Source organism: Bradyrhizobium sp. BR14999, assembly GCF_056106085.1.
In genome coordinates this window covers 1,864,663-1,884,208 of sequence record NZ_CM148536.1, presented here as the reverse complement: position 1 = coordinate 1,884,208, position 19,546 = coordinate 1,864,663, and the positions used below count along the sequence as shown (strand labels likewise).

The following is a 19,546-nucleotide window of genomic DNA, read 5'->3' as shown; positions in this document are numbered from 1 at the left end:
AATCCATCTTCCCGGACTCTCGTTAGGAGATGGATGCGCGGGTCCCGCCTACGCCGAAGGCTTCGGCGGGCTTTACGGTATTGGGCCAGCGCAGCTTTAGCAGAGACGGCAAGCCCGCGCATGACGAGTTGAGCAAGCAATGACCATCCACCTCGAATCCCAGTCCGATCTCGAAGAGGCCGTCCATGCGCTGATCAAGCGCGATCCGCGCCTCAAGCCCGTGCTGGAAATCGCCGGCATGCCCGCCTTGCGGCGGCGCGAGCCGGGTTTTGCGGGGCTTGCCCATATCGTGTGCGGGCAGCAGCTCTCGACGGCGAGCGCGGCGGCGATCTGGGGGCGGCTGGCCGCCGCCCTCGATCCGTTCGACCATGAGGCGGTCCGCCGCGCTCGCACCGACCGGCTGGGGCGGCTCGGCCTGTCCGCCGCCAAGATCAAGACGCTGAAACACCTTGCGCGCGAGATCACGGCGCAACGGCTGAACCTCGAGGTGCTCGCCGAAGAGGATGCCGACGCCGCGCATCACACGTTGATCTCGCTGCCCGGCATCGGCCCCTGGACTGCCGACGTCTATCTGCTGTTTTGCCTGGGCCATGGCGACGCCTGGCCGGCCGGCGACCTCGCCGTGCAGGAGGGGATCAAGATTGGTCTCGGCCTGAAGACGCGGCCGACGGAGAAGCAGATGGCGCCGCTCGCCGAGCCCTGGCGTCCGCTGCGCGGCGCGGCGGCGCATCTGTGGTGGAGCTACTATCGCGCGGTGAAGAAGCGCGAGGGCATCATCGCCGGCGCGGCGAACACCGTTTCAAACAATGTTGCTGTTGCAAAGCCCTCACGGGTGAAAGAGAAGATGGCCGCACGGAAAAAGCCGAGGCCTTCACCATGACATCGACCGATTTCGTCGTCGCGCGCAACGATCTCGAGCAGTACAAGCTGATCGAAACCGTGGTTCCAGATGCAGCCGCACTGCCGGCAGATACGCTGCTGGTGAAGGTCGAGCGCTTCGCATTCACCGCCAACAATATCACCTATGCGGTGATGGGTGACGCGCTGAAATACTGGCAGATATTTCCGGCACCACAGGATTTTGGCAACATCCCGGTGTGGGGTTTTGGCGAGGTGATCGCCTCGAAACATCCCGGCGTCACTGTGGGCGAGCGGTTGTTCGGCAATTTCCCGATGGCGACGCATCTCGTCATCGAGGCGGCCGACGTCAGCAAGCACGCGCTTCGTGACGGCGCCGAGCATCGCAAGCAGGTCTCGCCCGTCTACAACCTCTATTCCCGCGTCACCGGCGACCCCGCCTTTGCCGGACATCAGGGCGATCTTCAGGCACTGCTGCGGCAGCTGTTCATGCTGTCGTTCCTGGTCGACGACTTCCTCGCGGAGAACGACGACTTTGGCGCGCGCTGTGTGCTGCTCTCCAGCGCCTCCAGCAAGACCGCGTTCGGGCTCGCCCATCTCCTGCATGCGCGCGGCCGCAAGGTGATCGGGCTGACCTCGGCGGGCAATAGCCGCTTCGTCGGCTCGCTGCCCTGCTACGACGAGGTCGTCACCTATGATCGCGTCAGCGCGCTGCCGACGGATGCGCCGGTTGCTTTCGTCGACATGGCGGGCAGCAGCGCGTTGCGGGCCGAACTGCATCACCGTTGCCACGACCAGATGAAAAGCTCGGTGCGCGTCGGCTTGACGCATCGCGCCACGGACGCCGACGAAGGCGCGCTGCCCGGCGCGAAGCCGCGCTGGTTCTTCGCGCCCGACCACATCCGCAAGCGAGCGAAAGATTGGGGCCCTGGGGGCATCGAGCAGCGTTTTGGCGCGGCATGGTCCGGCTTCGCGCCGTTGCTGGAGACGTGCCTGGACGTGGTCGAGAGCCGCGGGCCGGAGGCAGTGCGGCGCATTTATCTCGATACGCTGAGGGGCCGCATTCCGCCTGAGCAGGGCCACATGCTTTCGCTGCTTGGGTAAAGCGCTTTTGACATAGGCTATTCCAGTATAGCCTCGATCTCCATGATTGGAGCATGATCTCCGGAAAACCGCTGCACACTTATGCGGATCATGCTCGCGAGGAAACGCCGCGAAGACGGCCACGAGGTCGCGCATGCTGGACAGGACGAAGGATATCTCTGTCTCCGCGCAAGCCTGGCTCGACGCGTTCGAGCGCACGCTGAGCGCGCCCGAGCCCCGCGCGCTGAGCAACCTCTTCCTAGCCGACAGCTTTTGGCGCGACGTGCTGGCGCTGAGCTGGAACCTGCAAACGCTTGCCGGACGAGATGAGAACGCACAGGCGTTGGCGATGCTCGCGGGCGAAGCGGCGCCGACCAACTTCGAAATCGCGCAGAACCGCGCGCCGCCGCGTTGGGTGACGCGCGCCGGCACCAACAACATCGAGGCAATCTTCAATTTCGAGACCGCGATCGGACGCGGCAGCGGCATAGTGCGGCTCGTTCCCGATACTGCCGATGGCGACCGCCTGAAGGCGTGGACGCTGCTCACCGCGCTCGATGAGATCAAGGGGTTCGAGGAGCAGCTCGGCACGTCGCGGCCGCGCGGTCAGGCTTATTCGCGCGATTTTCGCGGGCCGAACTGGCTCGACCAGCGCAACGCCGCACGGGACTACGCCGATCGCGACCCGGCTGTGCTGGTGGTCGGCGGCGGCCAGGCCGGGCTCTCCATTGCGGCGCGGTTGAAGCAGTTGAATGTCGACACGTTGATCGTCGATCGCGCGATGAGGATCGGCGACAACTGGCGCAAGCGCTACCATGCGCTGACCCTGCACAACCAAGTGCAGGTCAATCATCTGCCCTACATGCCGTTTCCGCCGAGCTGGCCAACCTATATCCCCAAGGACAAGCTCGCCAACTGGTTCGAGTCTTACGTCGAGGCCATGGAGCTCAACTTCTGGACCGGCACCGAATTCGAGGGCAGCGCCTATGACGAGGCGAAGGGGCGCTGGACTGTGACGCTGCGGCGCGCCGACGGCAGCAAGCGGACCATGCATCCGTGCCATGTCGTGATGGCGACCGGCGTCAGCGGCATCGCCAACATGCCTGATATTCCGACCCTCGCCGATTTCAAGGGCACGCTGCTGCATTCCAGCCGCTATGAGGACGGCGAGAACTGGACGGGAAAGCGCGCCATCGTGATCGGCACCGGCAATAGCGGCCACGACATCGCGCAGGATCTTCATTCCAGCGGCGCGGAGGTGACGCTGGTGCAGCGTTCGCCGACGCTCGTCACCAATATCGAGCCGTCGGCGCAACTGGCCTACGCGACCTACAATGAGGGCACGCTCGAAGACAATGATCTGATCGCGGCCTCGATGCCGACACCGCTCGCGAGGAAGACCCATGTAATGCTGACGGAGCAGTCGAAGGAGCTCGACAAGGAGCTGCTCGACGGGCTGCGGCGCATCGGCTTCAAGCTGGACTTCGGCGAGGCCGGCACCGGCTGGCAGTTCAAATACCTTACCCGCGGCGGCGGCTATTATTTCAACGTCGGCTGCTCCAACCTGATCATCGAGGGCGCGATCAAGCTGAAGCAGTTTTCCGACATCGAGAGCTTCGTTACCGAGGGCGCGCGGATGAAGGACGGCTCGATCATTCCGGCCGATCTCATCGTGCTCTCCACCGGCTACAAGCCGCAGGAATACCTGGTGCGGAAATTGTTTGGGGACGCCATCGCCGACCGCGTCGGTCCGGTCTGGGGCTTTGGCGACGGCTTCGAGCTGCGCAACATGTACACACGCACGAAACAGCCGGGTCTCTGGTTCATCGCCGGCAGCCTCGCGCAGTGCCGGATCAACTCGAAATATCTCGCGCTGCAGATCAAGGCGATCGAGGAAGGGATTTTGGGGCGGGCTGTGGGTGCACCGATGAACCCAGCTTGAGCAACAGTGTCATTGCGAGCGCAGCGAAGCAATCCAGACTGTCTCCGCGGAAGGACTCTGGATTGCTTCGCGGAGCTCGCAATGACGACGCCGATGCAGACGAGCACGACAGAGACAGCAAGAGGAAGGGACACATGCCAGCCATTCTCGGCACCGGCGAGCACCGCTACCGCGTCGTCGAAAATTTCGCAAAACTGCCGGACGGCTGGCAGCTCACCGACGTCGCCTCCGTCGCGGTCGACAGCAAGGACCAGATCTACGTCTTCAATCGCGGCGCCCATCCGATGGTGGTGCTCGACCGTGAGGGCAACTTTTTGCGCAGTTTTGGCGAAGGCCTGTTCTCGCGCGCGCATGGCCTGCATATCGACGCGGACGACAATCTCTATTGCACTGATGACGGCGACCACACGGTGCGCAAGTGCACCACTGATGGCAAGGTGCTGCTGACGATCGGCATCCCGGAAAAGCCGGCGCCATTCATGAGCGGCGATCCCTTCCATCGCTGCACCCACACGGCGCTGTCGCCGAAGGGCGAAATCTACGTCTCCGACGGCTATGGCAATGCGCGCGTGCACAAATTCACGCCTGACGGCAAGCGGATTAAGAGCTGGGGCGAGCCCGGCACCGATCCCGGGCAGTTCAACATCGTGCACAATATTGCCACCGACGCCGACGGCTGGGTTTACGTCGCCGACCGCGAGAACCATCGGGTGCAGGTGTTCAACGGTGAGGGCAAATACGAGACGCAGTGGAACAATCTGCACCGCCCCTGCGCGCTGTGCTGCTGCGGCGGGGCTAAGAGCCCGACCTTCGTGATCGGCGAGCTCGGCCCCGGCATGGCCGTCAACCGCAAGGTGCCCAATCTCGGTCCGCGGCTGTCGATCGTGGATGCCAAGGGCAAGCGTATTGCCCGGCTCGGCGGCGAGGAAGGTCCGGGCGTCGCCAGCGGCAAGTTCCTGGCGCCCCACGGCATCGCGCTGGATTCGAAGGGCGACATCTATGTCGGCGAGGTCGGCGTCACCGACTGGAAGACCAGCTTCCCGGACGAGGAGATGCCGGTCGCGGTGCGCACGACTCGGTGTCTGCAGAAGCTGGAGCGGGTGCGGGAGTAGCCAAGGCAGGGCCGCAACGCACCGTGAAGGCGGTTCCGGGTCTGCCGCATGGCCCTCCCCGGAATCGCGGCTTTTTGGGCGCTTTTGCCACCCCGCCGCCGCATTGCTCGCGACTGAATAAGTCGCTCAACGGGCTTCACAATCCCGTCACGCTGCATGTAGTATGTCAATACATGCTGCTTCGCAGCGTATATTGGAGGCCGGGAGCGTTACTTGAACGCACATGTCTCGCAAGGCAGTTGGCCGGTGTTGGTGCTGAATGCGGACTTCCGGCCGCTGAGTTACTACCCACTGTCTCTGTGGTCGTGGCAGGACGCGATCAAGGCGGTGTTCCTCGACCGCGTCAACATCGTCGCGCATTACGACCAGGCGGTTCGAAGTCCGACGTTAGAGATGCAACTGCCGAGCGTGGTTTCGCTCAAATCCTTCGTCAAGCCGACCACCCATCCCGCCTTCACCCGTTTCAACGTCTTCCTCCGCGACCGCTTCAATTGCCAATATTGCGGCTCGCCCGAAGACCTCACATTCGATCACATTATCCCGCGTAGCAAAGGCGGCCAGACCACCTGGGAGAACGTGGTCGCGGCATGCTCGCCCTGTAATCTGCGCAAAGGCAATCTCACGCCGGCGCAAGCAAAAATGTTTCCGCGCCAGAGCGCGTTCGCGCCGACCGTGCACCAGCTCCACCGCAACGGCCGCCTGTTTCCGCCGAACTATCTGCACGACAGCTGGCTGGACTATCTTTACTGGGATACCGAGCTGGATCCGTAAGGGCGCGCGTTCCCCCGGCTCGCACGCGCTACGGCGCAATGATGTGCAGCGTGTCCCGCGGGGGAAGCGTCGTGCTGAATGCACGAAGCGCTGAGGTCACTTCCGCCTCGTTGCCCAGTGGCGTTCGATAGAATGCGACGTTTCTTTGCGACAGGGTCACGGTCTTTGTCTCGAGAACAGCGACCTTTGTCCAGTCCGCAGGTACCCCCTTCGGAAACCAGGCGTCATAGATCATCACCAGGCCGACCTCATGCTTGCTCGCGAGAGCCGCCATCTCGGGCGGCCCGTACTCTCCCCCGATCCTCGCCTTGCGCACGTCCTCCGAACCAAGGCCCCAGAGATCGAGCACGTAATCGGTATTGCCGTAGGCGACCAGACCCAAATCGTTGACCCCGACCGCATGCCTGTAGAACGAACGGGCAAAGCGAGCCAATTGATATTGCTGCTCGTAGATATCGCTTGCGGCGATCGGCGAGACTATCGCGGACGTCACGTACGGCATGGCTGCAGTGCCAAGCCCGAAGGCCAGGGCGACCTTCGCAATCGACCACTGCAACGCCGAGAGATGCGGCTTCACCTGCCCGGCAGCCCATAGTAGTGCAGCCGTCGCGAGCGCCATGATGTAGACCTCATACCGGTTGAGCCAGCCGTATTGGCCAAAGACTAGATGCGCACTGATGGCAGCTATGACGCTCAGAAGGACAATCAGCGCCTCGCGATCTGCGCGCAGGCAGTTCGCGCAGATCGCAACTGCAAGCCCGAGCATGATCAGCCGCAGACCATAGACGTTCGTCAAGCTCCGCAGCACGTTGTTGACAATCGCCGAAAATGAGCCTGCGGTCTCATCGAGGTTGGCGAGATACCCCTTCAACAGCACCGAACTCGGCAGAAGCGGCAGGCCACGCGACGACATCAGCGCGCAATAGCCCAACAGGCTGATGATCATGACAAATGCCGCGCCGGCGGCAAAGCGTCTGTAACCAAGCATCGCGAAGCCGGCAGTCGCGGCACAGGCGAATGCTGCCCCTTCGAAGCGGATCAAGGGAAGAAGCACCAGAGCGAGAAAATGCAGCGAGGTTGGCGCGGATTTGCGCGCCGCCGCGGCAAGGCCAGCAAAGGTCACGACGGATGCCCAAACGTGAACGCTGTGCTCCATGCCGGTCATGGGTAGCGCGACGGCACTCGTGTTGAAAACGAGAAGCGGGACGATCACGCAGGTAAGCGGACCCGCATCGAACAGCCGACTCGTTTCGAACAGGCGCAGCAGGGCAAAAACTGTCGCACATGCCGCGGCAGCATTGATCAGCAGCGGACCGAAAACGCCGAGATGCATCGCCTCGGTCAATGCCAGAATATATGGCCAAAGGACCGACGAACTGGGCGACGAATATTCCCCAGCGTTGATGCCGTAGCCACCTGAGAGAATTTGATCCGCAACCGCAAGATGGATGTAGGCGTCGTCCAGCGTGAATACGAGCCTGAAGTCGCAGAGAACCACGCTGACGATGATCGCCGCCGCAAATAGCGACAGCCAAAGCAGTACGGCGATCGTTGAAGGGCTTCTCCACACAGCGCCCAGGCCCGCAGGCGACGACCCACGCGCCTCTTTCAGGCGGCCGAAATCACCAACGATGACCGTCACACGACTCCCCCAGTCAAAGCGCGGCCTGCGCGAGGACCCCGCCGTCAGTTATGACTGACCATACGGCACAAGGGCTTAATCCTGGATTTTCCGCGTCTTCGATTCTGATCGATTGCGTCAGTTCATTGTTAACCACGGTGACCGGCTGCTTCGGCTTGCCCGCAGATTTCCGGCCTCGGCCACAATCCAGCACGCACCCGGAATCCTTTCCGGTTCGTTACCGTCCCTTAAGGCTCCAATGGCAGTTTGGGCGGGATCCGCGCGCTCGCCTGCCCAGCCGCCGGTCGGTCAGGTCTAAGGTCGTCGCTCATGTTTGCCGAGACGCTCGAAGCGGTTCAGTCCTCGCCGTCGAAGCGGGCGGCCTATGTTCGCTTCGTGCTGGTGGCTCTGGCGGCGATCGTCCTCTTCAAGACTTTCTGGTTCGCACGCTGGGGCGCATGGACGGATCGCGAGCTCGCCGACTTCGATGCCTTTCACATCGTCGCGCTGCACGTCTGGCGCGGCGATCTCGACCAGGTCTATCATTTCGAGGCGCTGCTGAGGATGCAGATGGAGGCCGCCGGCGGCGCCACCGGCTTCATGCCCTGGACCTATCCGCCACAATACGACCTCCTGGTCGCGCCGTTCGCCTTCCTGCCGGTCGGCGTCGGCTACCTCCTCTTCACCACCGCAACACTCGCGCTCTATCTCGTGACGCTCCACGCGATGGTCGGCAGGAATTTCGCGCAAGTGCTCGTGATCCTGTTTCCGGCGCTGGCGATCACCATCGGCTGCGGGCAGAACGGATTCCTCACCGGCGCGCTGATCGGGCTCGTGTGCCTCAACGTGGAACGGCGGCAGTGGCTCGCTGGCTTTGCCCTCGGGGCCATGGTGATCAAGCCGCACCTTGCGATTGCCGCTGGCCTCTATCTGCTGATGACGCGGCGCTGGATTGCGCTCGGAACGGCTGCGACCGTCGTGCTGGTGAGCTCGCTGCTCTGCACGCTCCTCTTCGGCTGGCAGATCTGGACAGCCTGGCTTGGCGCGATCAGGGAATCGGCGAGCTTTCTCGAGCAGGGCTTCTACCCGCTGTTTCGGATGATCTCGGCCTATGCCGCATTGTACAAGGCCGGCCTGCCGGCGAGCGTTGCCTTCTGGGGGCAGGCGGCCGTTGCGGGAGCAGCCTTGCTCGCCGTCCTTCTCGGCGCGGTGCGCAACCCATCGTCGAAGTTCTCCCTCGGCGTCACCGTGATGGTGTCGGTGATGATCAGTCCCTATGCCTATGATTACGACCTGCCGATGCTCGGAATCGGTCTGGCCCTGATATTGCCCGACCTCGCCAAGCTGGCGAGCCAGCGCGAGCGCAGCGCGATTTACGGGCTGGTCCTGCTCGCTGGGGCCTATGGATTGTTGCAATCGGGGCGGCTGGCGGTGCAGTTCGGGCAGAAGGCCGATCCCGATCAGCATTTCGCACCCGCCATCGGCGGCTTCGCGCTGATGGCACTGCTGGTTCTGCTGCTGCGACTGCTGGTGCGCGGGACGCAGCCGGCGCCCGCGCTGCCGCAAACCGCGCAAGCCACCGAGTAAGGCCTCCAGCCCGCTGCAAATCCGCAGGACGGAACCGGACCGGCCGACGCTCGTTCAGATGAGAGCGCACGCTGCGCCGCGTGCCGCGGCGCAACCGAGGAGGCTCATCATGCCCACAGCCGAACATGATCACGTCTACAAGATCCTGGAACTGGTCGGATCATCCGAGACGTCGATCGAGGATGCGATCAAGAACGCGATCGGCCGCGCTGCCAAGACCATTCGCGAGATGAAATGGTTCGAGGTGGTGCAAACACGGGGTCACATCGAGAACGGCACCGTCCGTCACTATCAAGTGACGCTGCGCGTCGGCTTCACGCTGGAGGGATGACGCAGCGGATGCGGACGAAGTTCGCCCTGCGGCGAGGTGGTTAACAACCGCCGAGGAGAGTCAATCAAGATATCGTCAACTCCCTCCGGGTGAATACGGACGCACAAAATCATCGCAGAAGTTGCAATAGGCCGTTAAGGCCAAAGTGAGAGGTTTGCTCCGAAATGGAGCAAGCCTGATGGTGACGAGCCGCGAACTCGGCAAGACGCGCCTTCCGCTCTGGGCGGCGGGGTTCATCGTGCTGATTTGCGTTGAGATCCTCGGCTTGAGCGCCTGGCGCGAATGGGAAGCGCGCAATGCCGATCTCAGGACCGCCGAGATCGACGTCACCAATCTGGCGCATTCGCTGATCCAGCACGCGGACGATACGTTCGAACTCGCCGATACGATCCTGGTCGGCTTGGTCCATCGGCTCGAAATCGACGGGACGGGTCCGGATGCGATTGCGAAACTCCAGGCCTATCTGCCGACACGCAAATCATCGGACCGCATCCGCGGCATCTTCATCTACGATGCGACCGGCGGGTGGCTTGCCACGACTGAACACGTCGACTTCTCCAAGCTCAACAACAGCGACCGCGACTATTTCCGTCACCATCGCGACTCGCCGGCGACGGGCACGCTGATCGGACCGCCCGTCAAGAGCAAAGCCGGCGGCCAATGGATTATCACCGTGTCCCGCCGGATCAACGATTCCGACGGCGGCTTCGCCGGCGTTGCGCTGCTCACGATCGACGTCAGCTATTTCGTCAAATTCTACGAGCGCTTCGACTTCGGGCCGAACGGCTCGGCCTCGCTGCTCAACAATAGCGGCACCATGCTGGCGCGCAGTCGCGACGAGAGCGGCGCCTTCGTCGGACGCGACCTGTCCAATGCGCCCTTGTTCAGAAGTTGGAAAAGCCGCCCCCCCGGGGCGGTCTACTATTTCAGGTCGCCGATCGATGGCGTGGACCGGCTGAGCTACTACCAGCGCAGCAGCCGCTATCCCCTGATGGTGCTGGCGAGCAAGTCGCAAGACGACGTGCTGGCCTCCTGGCGACGCGCAGCGACCACACGCATGACCTTCGTCCTCGGCCTCGTTGTGCTGATCGCATTGATCGGCTCCTACCTGGTCCGTCAGCTGGTGCAGCGGCAGCGCATGGCCCAGGCCTTGGTCGCCAAGGAAGCAAATTTCCGCCTGCTGGCCGAGCAATCCAGCGACATGGTGACCCGGATCGGACTGGACAACCGGGTGCTCTACGTCTCTCCCTCATGCGCGCGCATCACCGGCTGGTCCGCCGAGGAATTGCTGGGCACTTCGGCGCTCGCCGGCATTCACGCGGACGACATGGAACGGGTCCGGCAAGCCATCACCGCGCTGAAGAACGGCGAGGCCGAGGAGGCGCGGTTCGTCTATCGCCAGCATCATCGCGACAAGGGCGAGATCTGGGCCGAGGCGGCGCTGCACGTGACGCTGGCGTCGGACAGCGGTGCGATCGACGGCGTCGTCGCGGTGGTGCGCGACATGACCGAGCAGAAGGACCTTCAGGACAAGCTTGCCTCGCTGGCAACGACCGACGGCCTCACCGGTCTCGCCAACCGGCGCGCATTCGACGAACGCCTGGCCGACGAATGGGCGCGTGCCCGGCGCGACGGCATGCAGCTCTCGTTGCTGCTGATCGATGTCGATCATTTCAAGAAGTTCAACGACCATTACGGACATCTGGCGGGCGACGCCTGCCTGCGCGCGCTCGGCCGGATTCTGTCCACCTACGCGAGACGTCCGGCCGACCTCGCGGCGCGTTACGGCGGCGAGGAATTCGCGGTGCTGTTGCCGAACACCGGCCCGGATGGTTGCGCCGAGGTCGGCGAAGGAATCCGCCAGGCGCTGCTCGATCTCGCTATGCTGCATGCGCAGAATCCGCCTTCCCGGCTGGTGACTGCAAGCGTCGGCGGCGCGGCTGCTCTTCCGTCCCAGACCACGATGGACTGCAGCACGCTGGTCGCGGCCGCCGATCGCGCGCTCTACGCCGCCAAGGACAGCGGCCGTGACCGGCTGGTGATGTCAGGACAGGTGGTCCCCTGGCCCGCGAAGAGGGCGTGACGTCGGAGATTCCGCCCTCGAAACTCGCCGACGTTGGGCCTCGCATCGGCTGGTTTCTGCTCCGCGTTTGTCGTCCGTATTCGGACAGGATATGACTCGGACGGCCGGATGTTCGGCCACTCCGAGAGTGCTGCTGTGACTAATGGGATCAAGCTCGTCCTCTTCGACATGGACAATGTCCTGTGCGACTACGACAGGGGAAAACGTGTCGCATGTCTGGCGGAGCTTGCGGGATTGACCAGCGAATTCATCCACAAGGCGATCTGGGACAGCGGATTCGAGCTGCTCGGCGATTGCGGGGCTCTCGATGCCGCCGACTATTTGCGGGGCTTCGGCGAGCGCATCGGCTATCCGCTCTCGCTCGACGAATGGGTCGAGGCGCGGCGCCGTTCAATGCAGGCCAAACGCGCGATGCTGGAGATTGCCGGCAGCTTGCGTAAGACCGTCGACATTGCCGTCCTGACCAACAACAGCACGCTGGTCGCTGACCATATCGACACGCTGCTGCCGGACTTGCGCCCGCTGTTCGGCTACCGAATCTACACCTCGGCCCAGTTCAAGACCGCGAAGCCGGACCCGCGCTGCTACCGCCTCTGTCTGTCGGAGCTCAACGTGAGGCCGGAGACCGCCCTGTTCGTCGACGATCTCATGGCCAATGTCGCCGGCGCACGCGAGGCGGGTCTGTTCGCGCATCACCACACGTCGGTGGAGAGCTTCAAGCAGGCCCTTTCGGAGCACGGCCTGCTTCACGAATGATCCGTGGCCTTCCGCCGGCATCAAGCCAGATGGCACGAGACAAAATGCCCGCCCGCCCCTTCTCTCAGCTCCGGCGCGCTTTCAGCGCAGCGCGGCTGGGCGATCGGACAGCGGGTGTGGAAGTGGCAGCCGGATGGCGGCTTCATCGGGCTCGGCACGTCGCCCTTGAGGCGGATGCGTTCGCGCTTGAGCTTGGGATCGGGCACCGGCACCGCGGATAGGAGCGCCCTGGTGTAGGGATGCTGCGGGTTGCGGTAGAGGTCGCTCGCTTTCGCCAGCTCGACGATGCGGCCGAGATACATCACCGCGACGCGGTCTGAGATGTGCTCGACGACAGAGAGATCGTGCGCGACGAACAGATAGGTGAGGTTCAGCTCGGCCTGGAGATCTTCCAGGAGGTTAATCACCTGCGCCTGGATCGACACGTCGAGCGCGGAGACCGGCTCGTCGCAGACGATCAGCTTCGGTTCGACCGCGAGGGCGCGCGCGATCACGATGCGCTGGCGCTGGCCGCCGGAGAATTCGTGCGGATAGCGCCGCATGTGCTCGGCCTTGAGCCCGACCTTGACCAGGAGAGCCGCGACGCGCTCCTCGCGCTCTTTCGCGGACGAGGCGAGATTGTGGATGGTGAAGGCCTCGCCGAGGATCGCGCCGACCGTCATGCGCGGATTGAGCGAGGCGAACGGATCCTGGAACACCAGCTGCATGTTCCGCCGCATCGCGCGCAGATCGTTGCCGCCGAGCTTGCGCACGTCCTTGCCGTCGAAGGTGACCTCGCCGTCGGTCGGCTCGATCAGGCGCAGCACACAGCGTCCCGTCGTCGACTTGCCGCAGCCGGACTCGCCGACGAGACCAAGCGTCTCGCCGCGATTGACCGAGAACGACACGCCGTCGACCGCATAGACGGTGCCGACCTGGCGCGACAGCAGGCCGCCGAGCACAGGGAAATGCTTCTTCAGGCCGCTGACGCGGAGCAAGGGCTCGCTCATGCCGCGCCTCCCAAATTAGTATCTCCCAGATGACAGGCCATGCGGTGACCGGGCGCGATCTCGCGCAGCAGCGGCTCCTTCTCGGTGCAGACCTTCATGGCAAACTTGCAGCGCGGGGCAAAGCGGCAGCCGACGGGCGGATTGATCAGGATCGGCACCGAGCCGCCGATCGCCTCCAGCCGCGTCTTGTGCTCGCTGTCGAGGTCGATGCGCGGGATCGAGCGGATCAACCCTTGCGTATAGGGATGGCGGGGATCGCCGAAGAGGTCATCGACGAGTGCCTCCTCCACCACCTTGCCGGCATACATCACGACGACACGCTGCGCGGTCTCGGCGACGACGCCCATCGCATGGGTGATCAGCATCACCGCCATGCCGAAGCGGTCCTTCATGTCCTGGAGCAGGTCGAGGATCTGGGCCTGGATGGTGACGTCGAGCGCGGTTGTCGGCTCGTCGGCGATGATCAGCTTCGGCTTGCAGGCAAGCGCCATCGCGATCATCACGCGCTGGCGCATGCCGCCGGAGAACTGGTGCGGATAGTTGTGCACGCGGCCTTCGGCGTTCGGGATCTGCACCAGCTTCAGCATCTCGATGGTGCGCTCGAGCGCCTGCTTCTTGGTCACAGCTTCGTGCCGCCGCAGGCTCTCGGCGATCTGCTCGCCGATCGTGAGCACCGGATTGAGCGAGGTCATCGGCTCCTGGAAGATGAAACCGATCTCCTTGGCCCTGATCTCGTCGAGCTGATTGCTCGTCAGCGGGACGAGATCGCGGCCCTCGAAGATGATCTGGCCCGCCGCGATCCGGCCCGGCGGCATCGCGATCAGCTTCAGGATCGACATCGCCGTCACGGTCTTGCCGCAGCCGGACTCGCCGACGACGCAGAGCGTCTCGCCTCTGTTGATGGAGATGTCGACGCCGTCGACGGCCTGGAGGATGCCGTCGTCGGTGGAGAAGTGGGTTTTCAGGCCCTTGATTTCGAGCAGCGGAGCCATCAGATCACCCGTCGCGCATCGAGCGCGTCACGCAGGCCGTCGCCGATGAAGTTGATGGCGACCACCGCGATGAAGATCGCGCCGCCCGGAAACAGCGCCCAGTGCGGACCGATGTCGAGAAAGTCCTTGGCATCGAACAGCAGCCGGCCCCAGGTCGGGGTATCCGGCGGGAAGCCGAGGCCGAGGAAGGACAGCGTCGATTCCGCGATGATCGCAGCGGCGACGTCGATGGTGCCGGCGATGATCACCGGGCCGACCGCATTCGGCAGGATGTGGCGCACCACCTGCCGCACCGGGCTGGCGCCGAGCGCGCGCGCGGCTTCGACGAACTCCTTCTCGCGGATCGACAGGAATTGCGCACGCACCAGACGCGCCACCGGCATCCAGCGAAGGCCCCCGATCACGAGCACAATCAGGATGAAGATGCCGCCCTCGGGTCCGAACAACTGCTTCAGCCCGTCGCGGAAGAGATAGATGAGCAGCAGCAGCAGCGGCAGTTGCGGCAGCGACAGGAAGAGGTCGGTGAGCCACATCAGGCCGTGCCCGAGCGCGCCGCGCGACATGCCGGCGAGTGCGCCGATCAGCGTGCCGATGAACACCGAAACCAGCATGGCGGCGAGACCGACCGCGAGCGAGATCCGTCCGCCATAGATCATGCGCGCCAGGATGTCCTGGCCGAGATCGTCGGTGCCGAAGGGATGCGCGAGCGATGGGCCCTGCATGCCTGCGACGATGTCGATGTCGTTGATCTTGATGCGCCAGATGAACGGGCCGATCACCACCGCCAGCACCAGGATCAGGAGCAGGAAGGCGCTGATCACGGCGAGTCTGTGGCGGCTGTAACGCCGCCACGTCTCGCGCCAGGGCGAGTAGACGCCCCGCTCAGCGGAGGGAGATGCGAGGGTCAAGCCAGCCATAAAGCACGTCCGCGATGAGATTGAACAGCACGACGAGGCACGCGAAGACGAAGGTGACGGCCATCACCACCGGCGTGTCGTTGGAAAGGATGGAGGAGATCAGCAGCGAACCGATGCCGGGAATGCGGAAGATCTGCTCGGTGACAATGGCTCCGCCGAACACCGCGGGCATCTGCAACGCAATCAGCGTCACGACCGGGATCATGGCGTTGCGCATCACGTGCTTGATGATGACCTTGGCCTGGCCAAGGCCCTTGGCGCGCGCTGTGGTGACGTAGTCGAGCCGGATCACGTCGAGCATCGCCGAACGCACGAAGCGCGTCATCGACGCCGCCTGGAACAGGCCGAGCACCGCCACCGGCATGATCGCCTGCCTGATCATCTCCAGCACCCAGCGGATGCCGGTCGCCTTGATGTCGGTCGTATAGACGAAAGGCAACCAGTCCAGCGTGACCGAGAAGATCAGGATGAACAGGATGCCGGTGAAGAAGGTCGGCAGCGAGAAGCCGACGAAGGCGAGCGTATTCGCGATCTGGTCGAACAACGAATAGGGCTTGGTCGCGGCATAGACCCCGACGGGAATCGCGATCAGGAGCGCCAGGATCTGCGCCGAGCCGATCACGTAGAGGGTGGCCGGCAGGCGCTGGAGGATCAGCGTATCGACGTTCATCCGGCTGACGAAGGAGAAACCCCAGTCGCCGTGCAGCATGGCGTTGAGCCAGTGCAGGTAGCGGAGGTGAATCGGATCGTCGAGGCCGAACTTGGCCCGAAGCGCCGCCTGCACTTCGGGCGGCACGTTCGGATTGGTCGCCAGCTCGGAGAACGGATCGCCGGGCGCGAGCGCGAGCACGACGAACAGCACGACCGAGATTCCGAGCAGGCTCGGAATCGCGATCAGCAGGCGACGCAGGACGTATTGGCTCATGAGGGAAGGGCCCCGTCTAGAGTTGGGGGATCATTCCTCGCGGTACCAGTCGAACAGATTGTCGGTTTCGTTGGCCCAGCCGGAGATCACCGGGCGCAGCGTGTTCGAGGCCGCCTCCACCTTGAGCCGGTGCTGCGCCGGAATGAACACGGTGTCCTGGAACAGGAGGTCGTTGGCCTTGATGTAGAGCGCCGCGCGCTTGACCGGATCCATCTCGCCGTCGGCGGCGTCGATGGTGGTGTCGTACTCCTTGTTGACATAGCGCGGGAAGTTGGTGCCCTGCCACTTGTTCTCCTTCGTCGCCACGTTGCTCGAATGATAGCGGCGCATGTGCTGGGCCGGATCCGGCTGGCTCATCGGGATCTGGAACATCTCGATGTCGGCATAGAACTTCGCATAGGTGTCGGGATTGGCGACGTCCGACGAGAAGAACACCGAGGCCACGACCGACTTCAGCTCGACGTCGATGCCGGCCTTCTGACAGGCCTGTTTGACGATCGCCTGGGTCTTCTGGCGCGGGCCGTTGATCGAGGTCTGGTAGAGCAGCTTCAGCTTCTTGCCATCCTTCTCGCGGATGCCATCGGCGCCCGGCTTCCAGCCGGCATCGTCCAGGATCTTCGAGGCCTTCTCGATGCTGAACTCCCATGAGGTGTTCTTGGAGACGAACTTTTCGGGGCCATTGAGGAAGTTCGCGGTGGTGCGGCCGGCGCGGCCATAGATGGCCTTCTTGATGGACTCGCGATCGACCAGCAGCGACAGCGCCTTGCGCACGGCGGGGTCGGAGAACAACGGATGCTTGGTCTTCATCGAGGAGCGTTCGCCGTCGACCTCGGTGTTGGGATCGGTGAAATTGAGCGCAATGAACTCGGTGTCGCCGCCCACGGCATAGATGGTCTTGCCCTTGCCGCCCTTCTCCAGGCGCAGGAGGACGTCGTCCTCGACCTGGATGTTCCAACCAAAATCATACTCGCCGGTCTGGATCACCGCGCGTGCGGCCGACACAGCGTCGCCGCCGCCCTTCATCTCGAGCGTGTCGAAATAGGGCCGGTTCGGCATGTGATAGTCTTTGTTGATCTCGCCGCGGATCAGGTCGCCGGGCTTGAACTCGAGGAACTTGTAGGGGCCGGTACCGACGGGCGCGAGGTTGTTCGGCGCTTCGCGAGACTTGGAGCCCTTGTACTCGGCGAACAGGTGCTTGGGCAGAATCTGTCCGGTTGCACCGACAAAGGCGTCCGCCCAGAACGGCGTCGGCTTCTTGAAGGTGAGGCGGACCGTGAGGTCATCCACCTTCTCGACCGTGATGTCGCGGTAGGTCGCCACAGTGACGGCGGCCGTCGCCGGATCGATGATGTACTCCCAGGTGAAGACGACGTCGTCGGCCGAGAACGGCTTGCCGTCGTGCCATTTCACGCCGGGCTTCAGCTTCCACGTCACCGACTTGCCGTCGGCGGCCAGCAGGCCGTTCTGGGTCGAGGGAATTTCGGACGCCAGAACCAGCTTCATGTTGCCGTCCGGATCCCAGCAGGCGAGCGGCTCGTAGAACAGGCGCGAACCGTCCTGGTCCTTGGTGCCGGTGGCGAAATGCGGATTGAGCAAGGTCGGGCCCTGCCACCACAACAGCTTCAATGCGCCGCCACCGCCGCGCTTGGTCGGCTTGTAGATCGAGGCGCCCTCGGCCATGGCGACACCGCCGAGCGCGAGGATCTGGTTGGCCAGCGGTGCGGTCAGGCCCACGGCAGCCAGGCGCTGGATGAAGGCGCGGCGATCCATCCGCCCGTCCTTCACCTGGCCGATCATCGAACGCAGTTCTTTATCCAGCATGGTTGTCCCCCGTCTGGTTTCCATAGTGATGAAGGCGGCCGTGAAGTGCGGCCGCTCATTTGGCTGGCAGTAGATGGCACACCGAATGGGGTGGACGTCAACTGGGACCGTGTGTGTGCAAACGGTCTTCTGGCTGCCGGTTGGGCAAAACTGCGTTCCGTCAGCCCATCCGTTCGGCAATCCAGCATCAAAACATGCTGGATTGCGCGCTGCACTGCGGAAAATTTGTTCGCCGGATCAGACGAAGTATCGAGGCGAAATTCTACGCCACGGACATATCGAGCGGCGGCGCGACGTGGTCCGGCAACGGACACACGTAAGGCGTCTTGGCCGTCCGCTTCTGAAGATCCGCCTTGGCAGACTTGATCAGTTCCGGTTCCGTCAGCGCCTTGATGCCGAGCCCGGCCATCGCCTTGGCCGCCTGCACCATGGCCTTGTGGGCATGCGGGCTCTTGCCTTGCGCGACCACCTGCCAAGTGTGGAAGGGCGTGCCGATTGCAACCGTCGGTGCGTGAACCTGCACGGTCGGGACCACCCAGCTCACGTCACCCACATCGGTCGAGCCGACCAACGGGTTGCGCTTGGCATCCAGCGGCACCAGGAAGTCGGCCAGCGGCCGATCGGTCGGCTCCATACCGATCGCGTAGTAGACCGACGAGATGTCCTTGTCGGTCAGCGTCGCACGGATCTGGCCGGCAAAGCTCTTGTCCGCGTCGTCGAAATGCGGCGGTCCGAGCTCTTCCATCACCCGGTGCAGCGCCTGTTCCAGCGGCGTGTTCGGCAGGATGTTGGAGACCGCGGAGATGATCTTCATTTCCACCTTGGTCTCGGTCATCAGCGCCGCGCCCTGGGCGATCTTGGACACGCGCTCGACCAGCTCGTTCATGCCGGGAAGATCGCGGGCGCGGATCGAATAGCGCACGCGCGCATGGGCCTGCACCACGTTGGGCGCGATGCCGCCGGTGTCGAGCAAGGCATAGTGCACGCGCGCGTCGCTCGGCATGTGCTCGCGCATGTAGTTCACGCCGACGTTCATCAATTCCACCGCGTCGAGCGCAGAACGGCCGAGATGCGGCGAGGCCGCCGCATGCGAGGTGCGGCCGGTGAAGATGAAATCCGCGCGCGTGTTGGCGAGCGACGGCGTCACCGCCACTTCCCAGAAGCTGTGCGGATGCCAGGTGATGGCAATGTCGGCATCTTCGAACGCACCGGAGCGCACCATGAAGGCCTTTGCCGCGCCACCTTCCTCTGCGGGGCAGCCGTAATAGCGCACGCGGCCCGGCACCTTGTTCTCGGCGAGCCAGTCCTTCACCGCAGTCGCGGCGAGCAGCGCGGCGGAACCGAGCAGATTGTGACCGCAGCCATGGCCGTGGCCACCGGTCTCGATCGGACGGTGCTCGGCGACACCCGCCTCCTGGCTCAATCCCGGCAGCGCGTCATATTCACCCATGAAGGCGATGACCGGACCGCCCTCGCCCCACTCGCCCATCAGCGCAGTCGGGATGCCGGCGACGTTCTCGGTGATGCGGAAACCCTGATGGCGCAGCTCGGCCAGATGCTCGGCGGCGGACCGCGCCTCGGTGTAGCACACCTCGGGCATGCCCCAGACCTTGTCGCTGAGGTCGATGAAACGCGCCTTGATCGTGTCGACGCCACGCCAGATGTCGCTGCGGTTATCCATGCTTCGATCCGTGATCCCTGGTCAAACGAAGCGGCAATGGTTAGCAGCTTCGTTGCACGGCGCCTAGCACCTCGCCG

Annotated in this window: 16 protein-coding genes; 9 read left to right on the top strand and 7 right to left on the bottom strand. The window is 63.8% G+C overall.

Going from position 1 to position 19,546, the window contains the following annotated elements; all coding sequences use genetic code 11:
- Positions 1 to 139: 139 nt before the first annotated feature.
- The 5 genes from ACR9YP_RS08710 (at position 140) to ACR9YP_RS08690 (ending at position 5,766) form a co-directional block, all read left to right on the top strand.
- A complete protein-coding gene (locus ACR9YP_RS08710) occupies positions 140 to 880 on the top strand; it encodes a DNA-3-methyladenine glycosylase family protein (protein ID WP_474219395.1) in 741 nt (246 codons plus the stop codon).
- Positions 877 to 1,962 (top strand): DUF2855 family protein, encoded by a 1,086-nt coding sequence (locus ACR9YP_RS08705; RefSeq protein WP_438103156.1) that lies wholly within the window; start codon positions 877 to 879, stop codon positions 1,960 to 1,962. Before ACR9YP_RS08710 ends, ACR9YP_RS08705 begins: the two co-directional genes overlap by 4 nt.
- Positions 1,963 to 2,095: 133 nt before the next feature.
- Positions 2,096 to 3,883, top strand: coding sequence for a flavin-containing monooxygenase (locus ACR9YP_RS08700; protein WP_474219393.1), 1,788 nt, complete (start codon positions 2,096 to 2,098; stop codon positions 3,881 to 3,883).
- 134 nt (positions 3,884 to 4,017) lie between these two features.
- Entirely contained in the window at positions 4,018 to 4,995 is a 978-nt protein-coding gene (locus ACR9YP_RS08695; RefSeq protein WP_474219391.1) for a peptidyl-alpha-hydroxyglycine alpha-amidating lyase family protein, read from the top strand.
- A 213-nt stretch (positions 4,996 to 5,208) separates the two neighbouring features.
- Entirely contained in the window at positions 5,209 to 5,766 is a 558-nt protein-coding gene (locus ACR9YP_RS08690; protein ID WP_018646514.1) for an HNH endonuclease, read from the top strand.
- A gap of 28 nt (positions 5,767 to 5,794) precedes the next feature.
- On the opposite strand, the gene ACR9YP_RS08685 is transcribed toward ACR9YP_RS08690, so the two are convergent.
- Positions 5,795 to 7,408, bottom strand: a complete 1,614-nt coding sequence (locus tag ACR9YP_RS08685; RefSeq protein WP_474219390.1) for a hypothetical protein — start codon at positions 7,406 to 7,408, stop codon at positions 5,795 to 5,797.
- A 309-nt stretch (positions 7,409 to 7,717) separates the two neighbouring features.
- Between ACR9YP_RS08685 and ACR9YP_RS08680 the strand changes: the two genes are divergently transcribed.
- From ACR9YP_RS08680 to ACR9YP_RS08665, 4 genes are all read left to right on the top strand, one after another.
- Positions 7,718 to 8,974: a glycosyltransferase family 87 protein gene (locus ACR9YP_RS08680; RefSeq protein ID WP_438103165.1), complete on the top strand. Its 1,257-nt coding sequence runs from the start codon at positions 7,718 to 7,720 to the stop codon at positions 8,972 to 8,974.
- A 109-nt stretch (positions 8,975 to 9,083) separates the two neighbouring features.
- Positions 9,084 to 9,305: a dodecin gene (locus ACR9YP_RS08675; RefSeq protein WP_091891394.1), complete on the top strand. Its 222-nt coding sequence runs from the start codon at positions 9,084 to 9,086 to the stop codon at positions 9,303 to 9,305.
- Positions 9,306 to 9,483: 178 nt separating this feature from the next.
- Positions 9,484 to 11,388, top strand: coding sequence for a sensor domain-containing diguanylate cyclase (locus tag ACR9YP_RS08670; protein ID WP_474219388.1), 1,905 nt, complete (start codon positions 9,484 to 9,486; stop codon positions 11,386 to 11,388).
- Positions 11,389 to 11,496: 108 nt separating this feature from the next.
- Entirely contained in the window at positions 11,497 to 12,144 is a 648-nt protein-coding gene (locus ACR9YP_RS08665) for an HAD family hydrolase (RefSeq protein WP_438103167.1), read from the top strand.
- Positions 12,145 to 12,164: 20 nt separating this feature from the next.
- On the opposite strand, the gene ACR9YP_RS08660 is transcribed toward ACR9YP_RS08665, so the two are convergent.
- From ACR9YP_RS08660 to ACR9YP_RS08635, 6 genes are all read right to left on the bottom strand, one after another.
- Complete coding sequence (locus ACR9YP_RS08660) at positions 12,165 to 13,133, bottom strand: ABC transporter ATP-binding protein (RefSeq protein ID WP_438103169.1); 969 nt, start codon at positions 13,131 to 13,133, stop codon at positions 12,165 to 12,167.
- Positions 13,130 to 14,125 (bottom strand): ABC transporter ATP-binding protein, encoded by a 996-nt coding sequence (locus tag ACR9YP_RS08655; protein ID WP_091891311.1) that lies wholly within the window; start codon positions 14,123 to 14,125, stop codon positions 13,130 to 13,132. Before ACR9YP_RS08655 ends, ACR9YP_RS08660 begins: the two co-directional genes overlap by 4 nt.
- Positions 14,125 to 15,042, bottom strand: coding sequence for an ABC transporter permease (locus ACR9YP_RS08650; RefSeq protein ID WP_370990187.1), 918 nt, complete (start codon positions 15,040 to 15,042; stop codon positions 14,125 to 14,127). The genes ACR9YP_RS08655 and ACR9YP_RS08650 overlap by 1 nt, the downstream gene beginning before the upstream one ends.
- Positions 15,008 to 15,967: an ABC transporter permease gene (locus tag ACR9YP_RS08645; RefSeq protein WP_091891317.1), complete on the bottom strand. Its 960-nt coding sequence runs from the start codon at positions 15,965 to 15,967 to the stop codon at positions 15,008 to 15,010. The genes ACR9YP_RS08650 and ACR9YP_RS08645 overlap by 35 nt, the downstream gene beginning before the upstream one ends.
- A gap of 30 nt (positions 15,968 to 15,997) precedes the next feature.
- On the bottom strand, positions 15,998 to 17,788 hold the full coding sequence (locus ACR9YP_RS08640) for a peptide ABC transporter substrate-binding protein (protein WP_438103171.1): 1,791 nt from the start codon (positions 17,786 to 17,788) through the stop codon (positions 15,998 to 16,000).
- Positions 17,789 to 18,050: 262 nt separating this feature from the next.
- Complete coding sequence (locus tag ACR9YP_RS08635; protein WP_438103173.1) at positions 18,051 to 19,469, bottom strand: M20 family metallopeptidase; 1,419 nt, start codon at positions 19,467 to 19,469, stop codon at positions 18,051 to 18,053.
- Positions 19,470 to 19,546: the final 77 nt, after the last annotated feature.

What these genes read in the sequence shown, in the direction of transcription:
- ACR9YP_RS08710 (WP_474219395.1), top strand. Translation starts at nt 140, where the DNA reads ATGACCATCCACCTCGAATCCCAGTCCGATCTCGAAGAGGCCGTCCAT.
- ACR9YP_RS08705 (WP_438103156.1), top strand. Translation starts at nt 877, where the DNA reads ATGACATCGACCGATTTCGTCGTCGCGCGCAACGATCTCGAGCAGTAC.
- ACR9YP_RS08700 (WP_474219393.1), top strand. Translation starts at nt 2,096, where the DNA reads ATGCTGGACAGGACGAAGGATATCTCTGTCTCCGCGCAAGCCTGGCTC.
- ACR9YP_RS08695 (WP_474219391.1), top strand. Translation starts at nt 4,018, where the DNA reads ATGCCAGCCATTCTCGGCACCGGCGAGCACCGCTACCGCGTCGTCGAA.
- ACR9YP_RS08680 (WP_438103165.1), top strand. Translation starts at nt 7,718, where the DNA reads ATGTTTGCCGAGACGCTCGAAGCGGTTCAGTCCTCGCCGTCGAAGCGG.
- ACR9YP_RS08675 (WP_091891394.1), top strand. Translation starts at nt 9,084, where the DNA reads ATGCCCACAGCCGAACATGATCACGTCTACAAGATCCTGGAACTGGTC.
- ACR9YP_RS08670 (WP_474219388.1), top strand. Translation starts at nt 9,484, where the DNA reads ATGGTGACGAGCCGCGAACTCGGCAAGACGCGCCTTCCGCTCTGGGCG.
- ACR9YP_RS08665 (WP_438103167.1), top strand. Translation starts at nt 11,497, where the DNA reads ATGTTCGGCCACTCCGAGAGTGCTGCTGTGACTAATGGGATCAAGCTC.
- ACR9YP_RS08660 (WP_438103169.1), bottom strand. Translation starts at nt 13,133, where the DNA reads ATGAGCGAGCCCTTGCTCCGCGTCAGCGGCCTGAAGAAGCATTTCCCT.
- ACR9YP_RS08655 (WP_091891311.1), bottom strand. Translation starts at nt 14,125, where the DNA reads ATGGCTCCGCTGCTCGAAATCAAGGGCCTGAAAACCCACTTCTCCACC.
- ACR9YP_RS08650 (WP_370990187.1), bottom strand. Translation starts at nt 15,042, where the DNA reads ATGGCTGGCTTGACCCTCGCATCTCCCTCCGCTGAGCGGGGCGTCTAC.
- ACR9YP_RS08645 (WP_091891317.1), bottom strand. Translation starts at nt 15,967, where the DNA reads ATGAGCCAATACGTCCTGCGTCGCCTGCTGATCGCGATTCCGAGCCTG.
- ACR9YP_RS08640 (WP_438103171.1), bottom strand. Translation starts at nt 17,788, where the DNA reads ATGCTGGATAAAGAACTGCGTTCGATGATCGGCCAGGTGAAGGACGGG.
- ACR9YP_RS08635 (WP_438103173.1), bottom strand. Translation starts at nt 19,469, where the DNA reads ATGGATAACCGCAGCGACATCTGGCGTGGCGTCGACACGATCAAGGCG.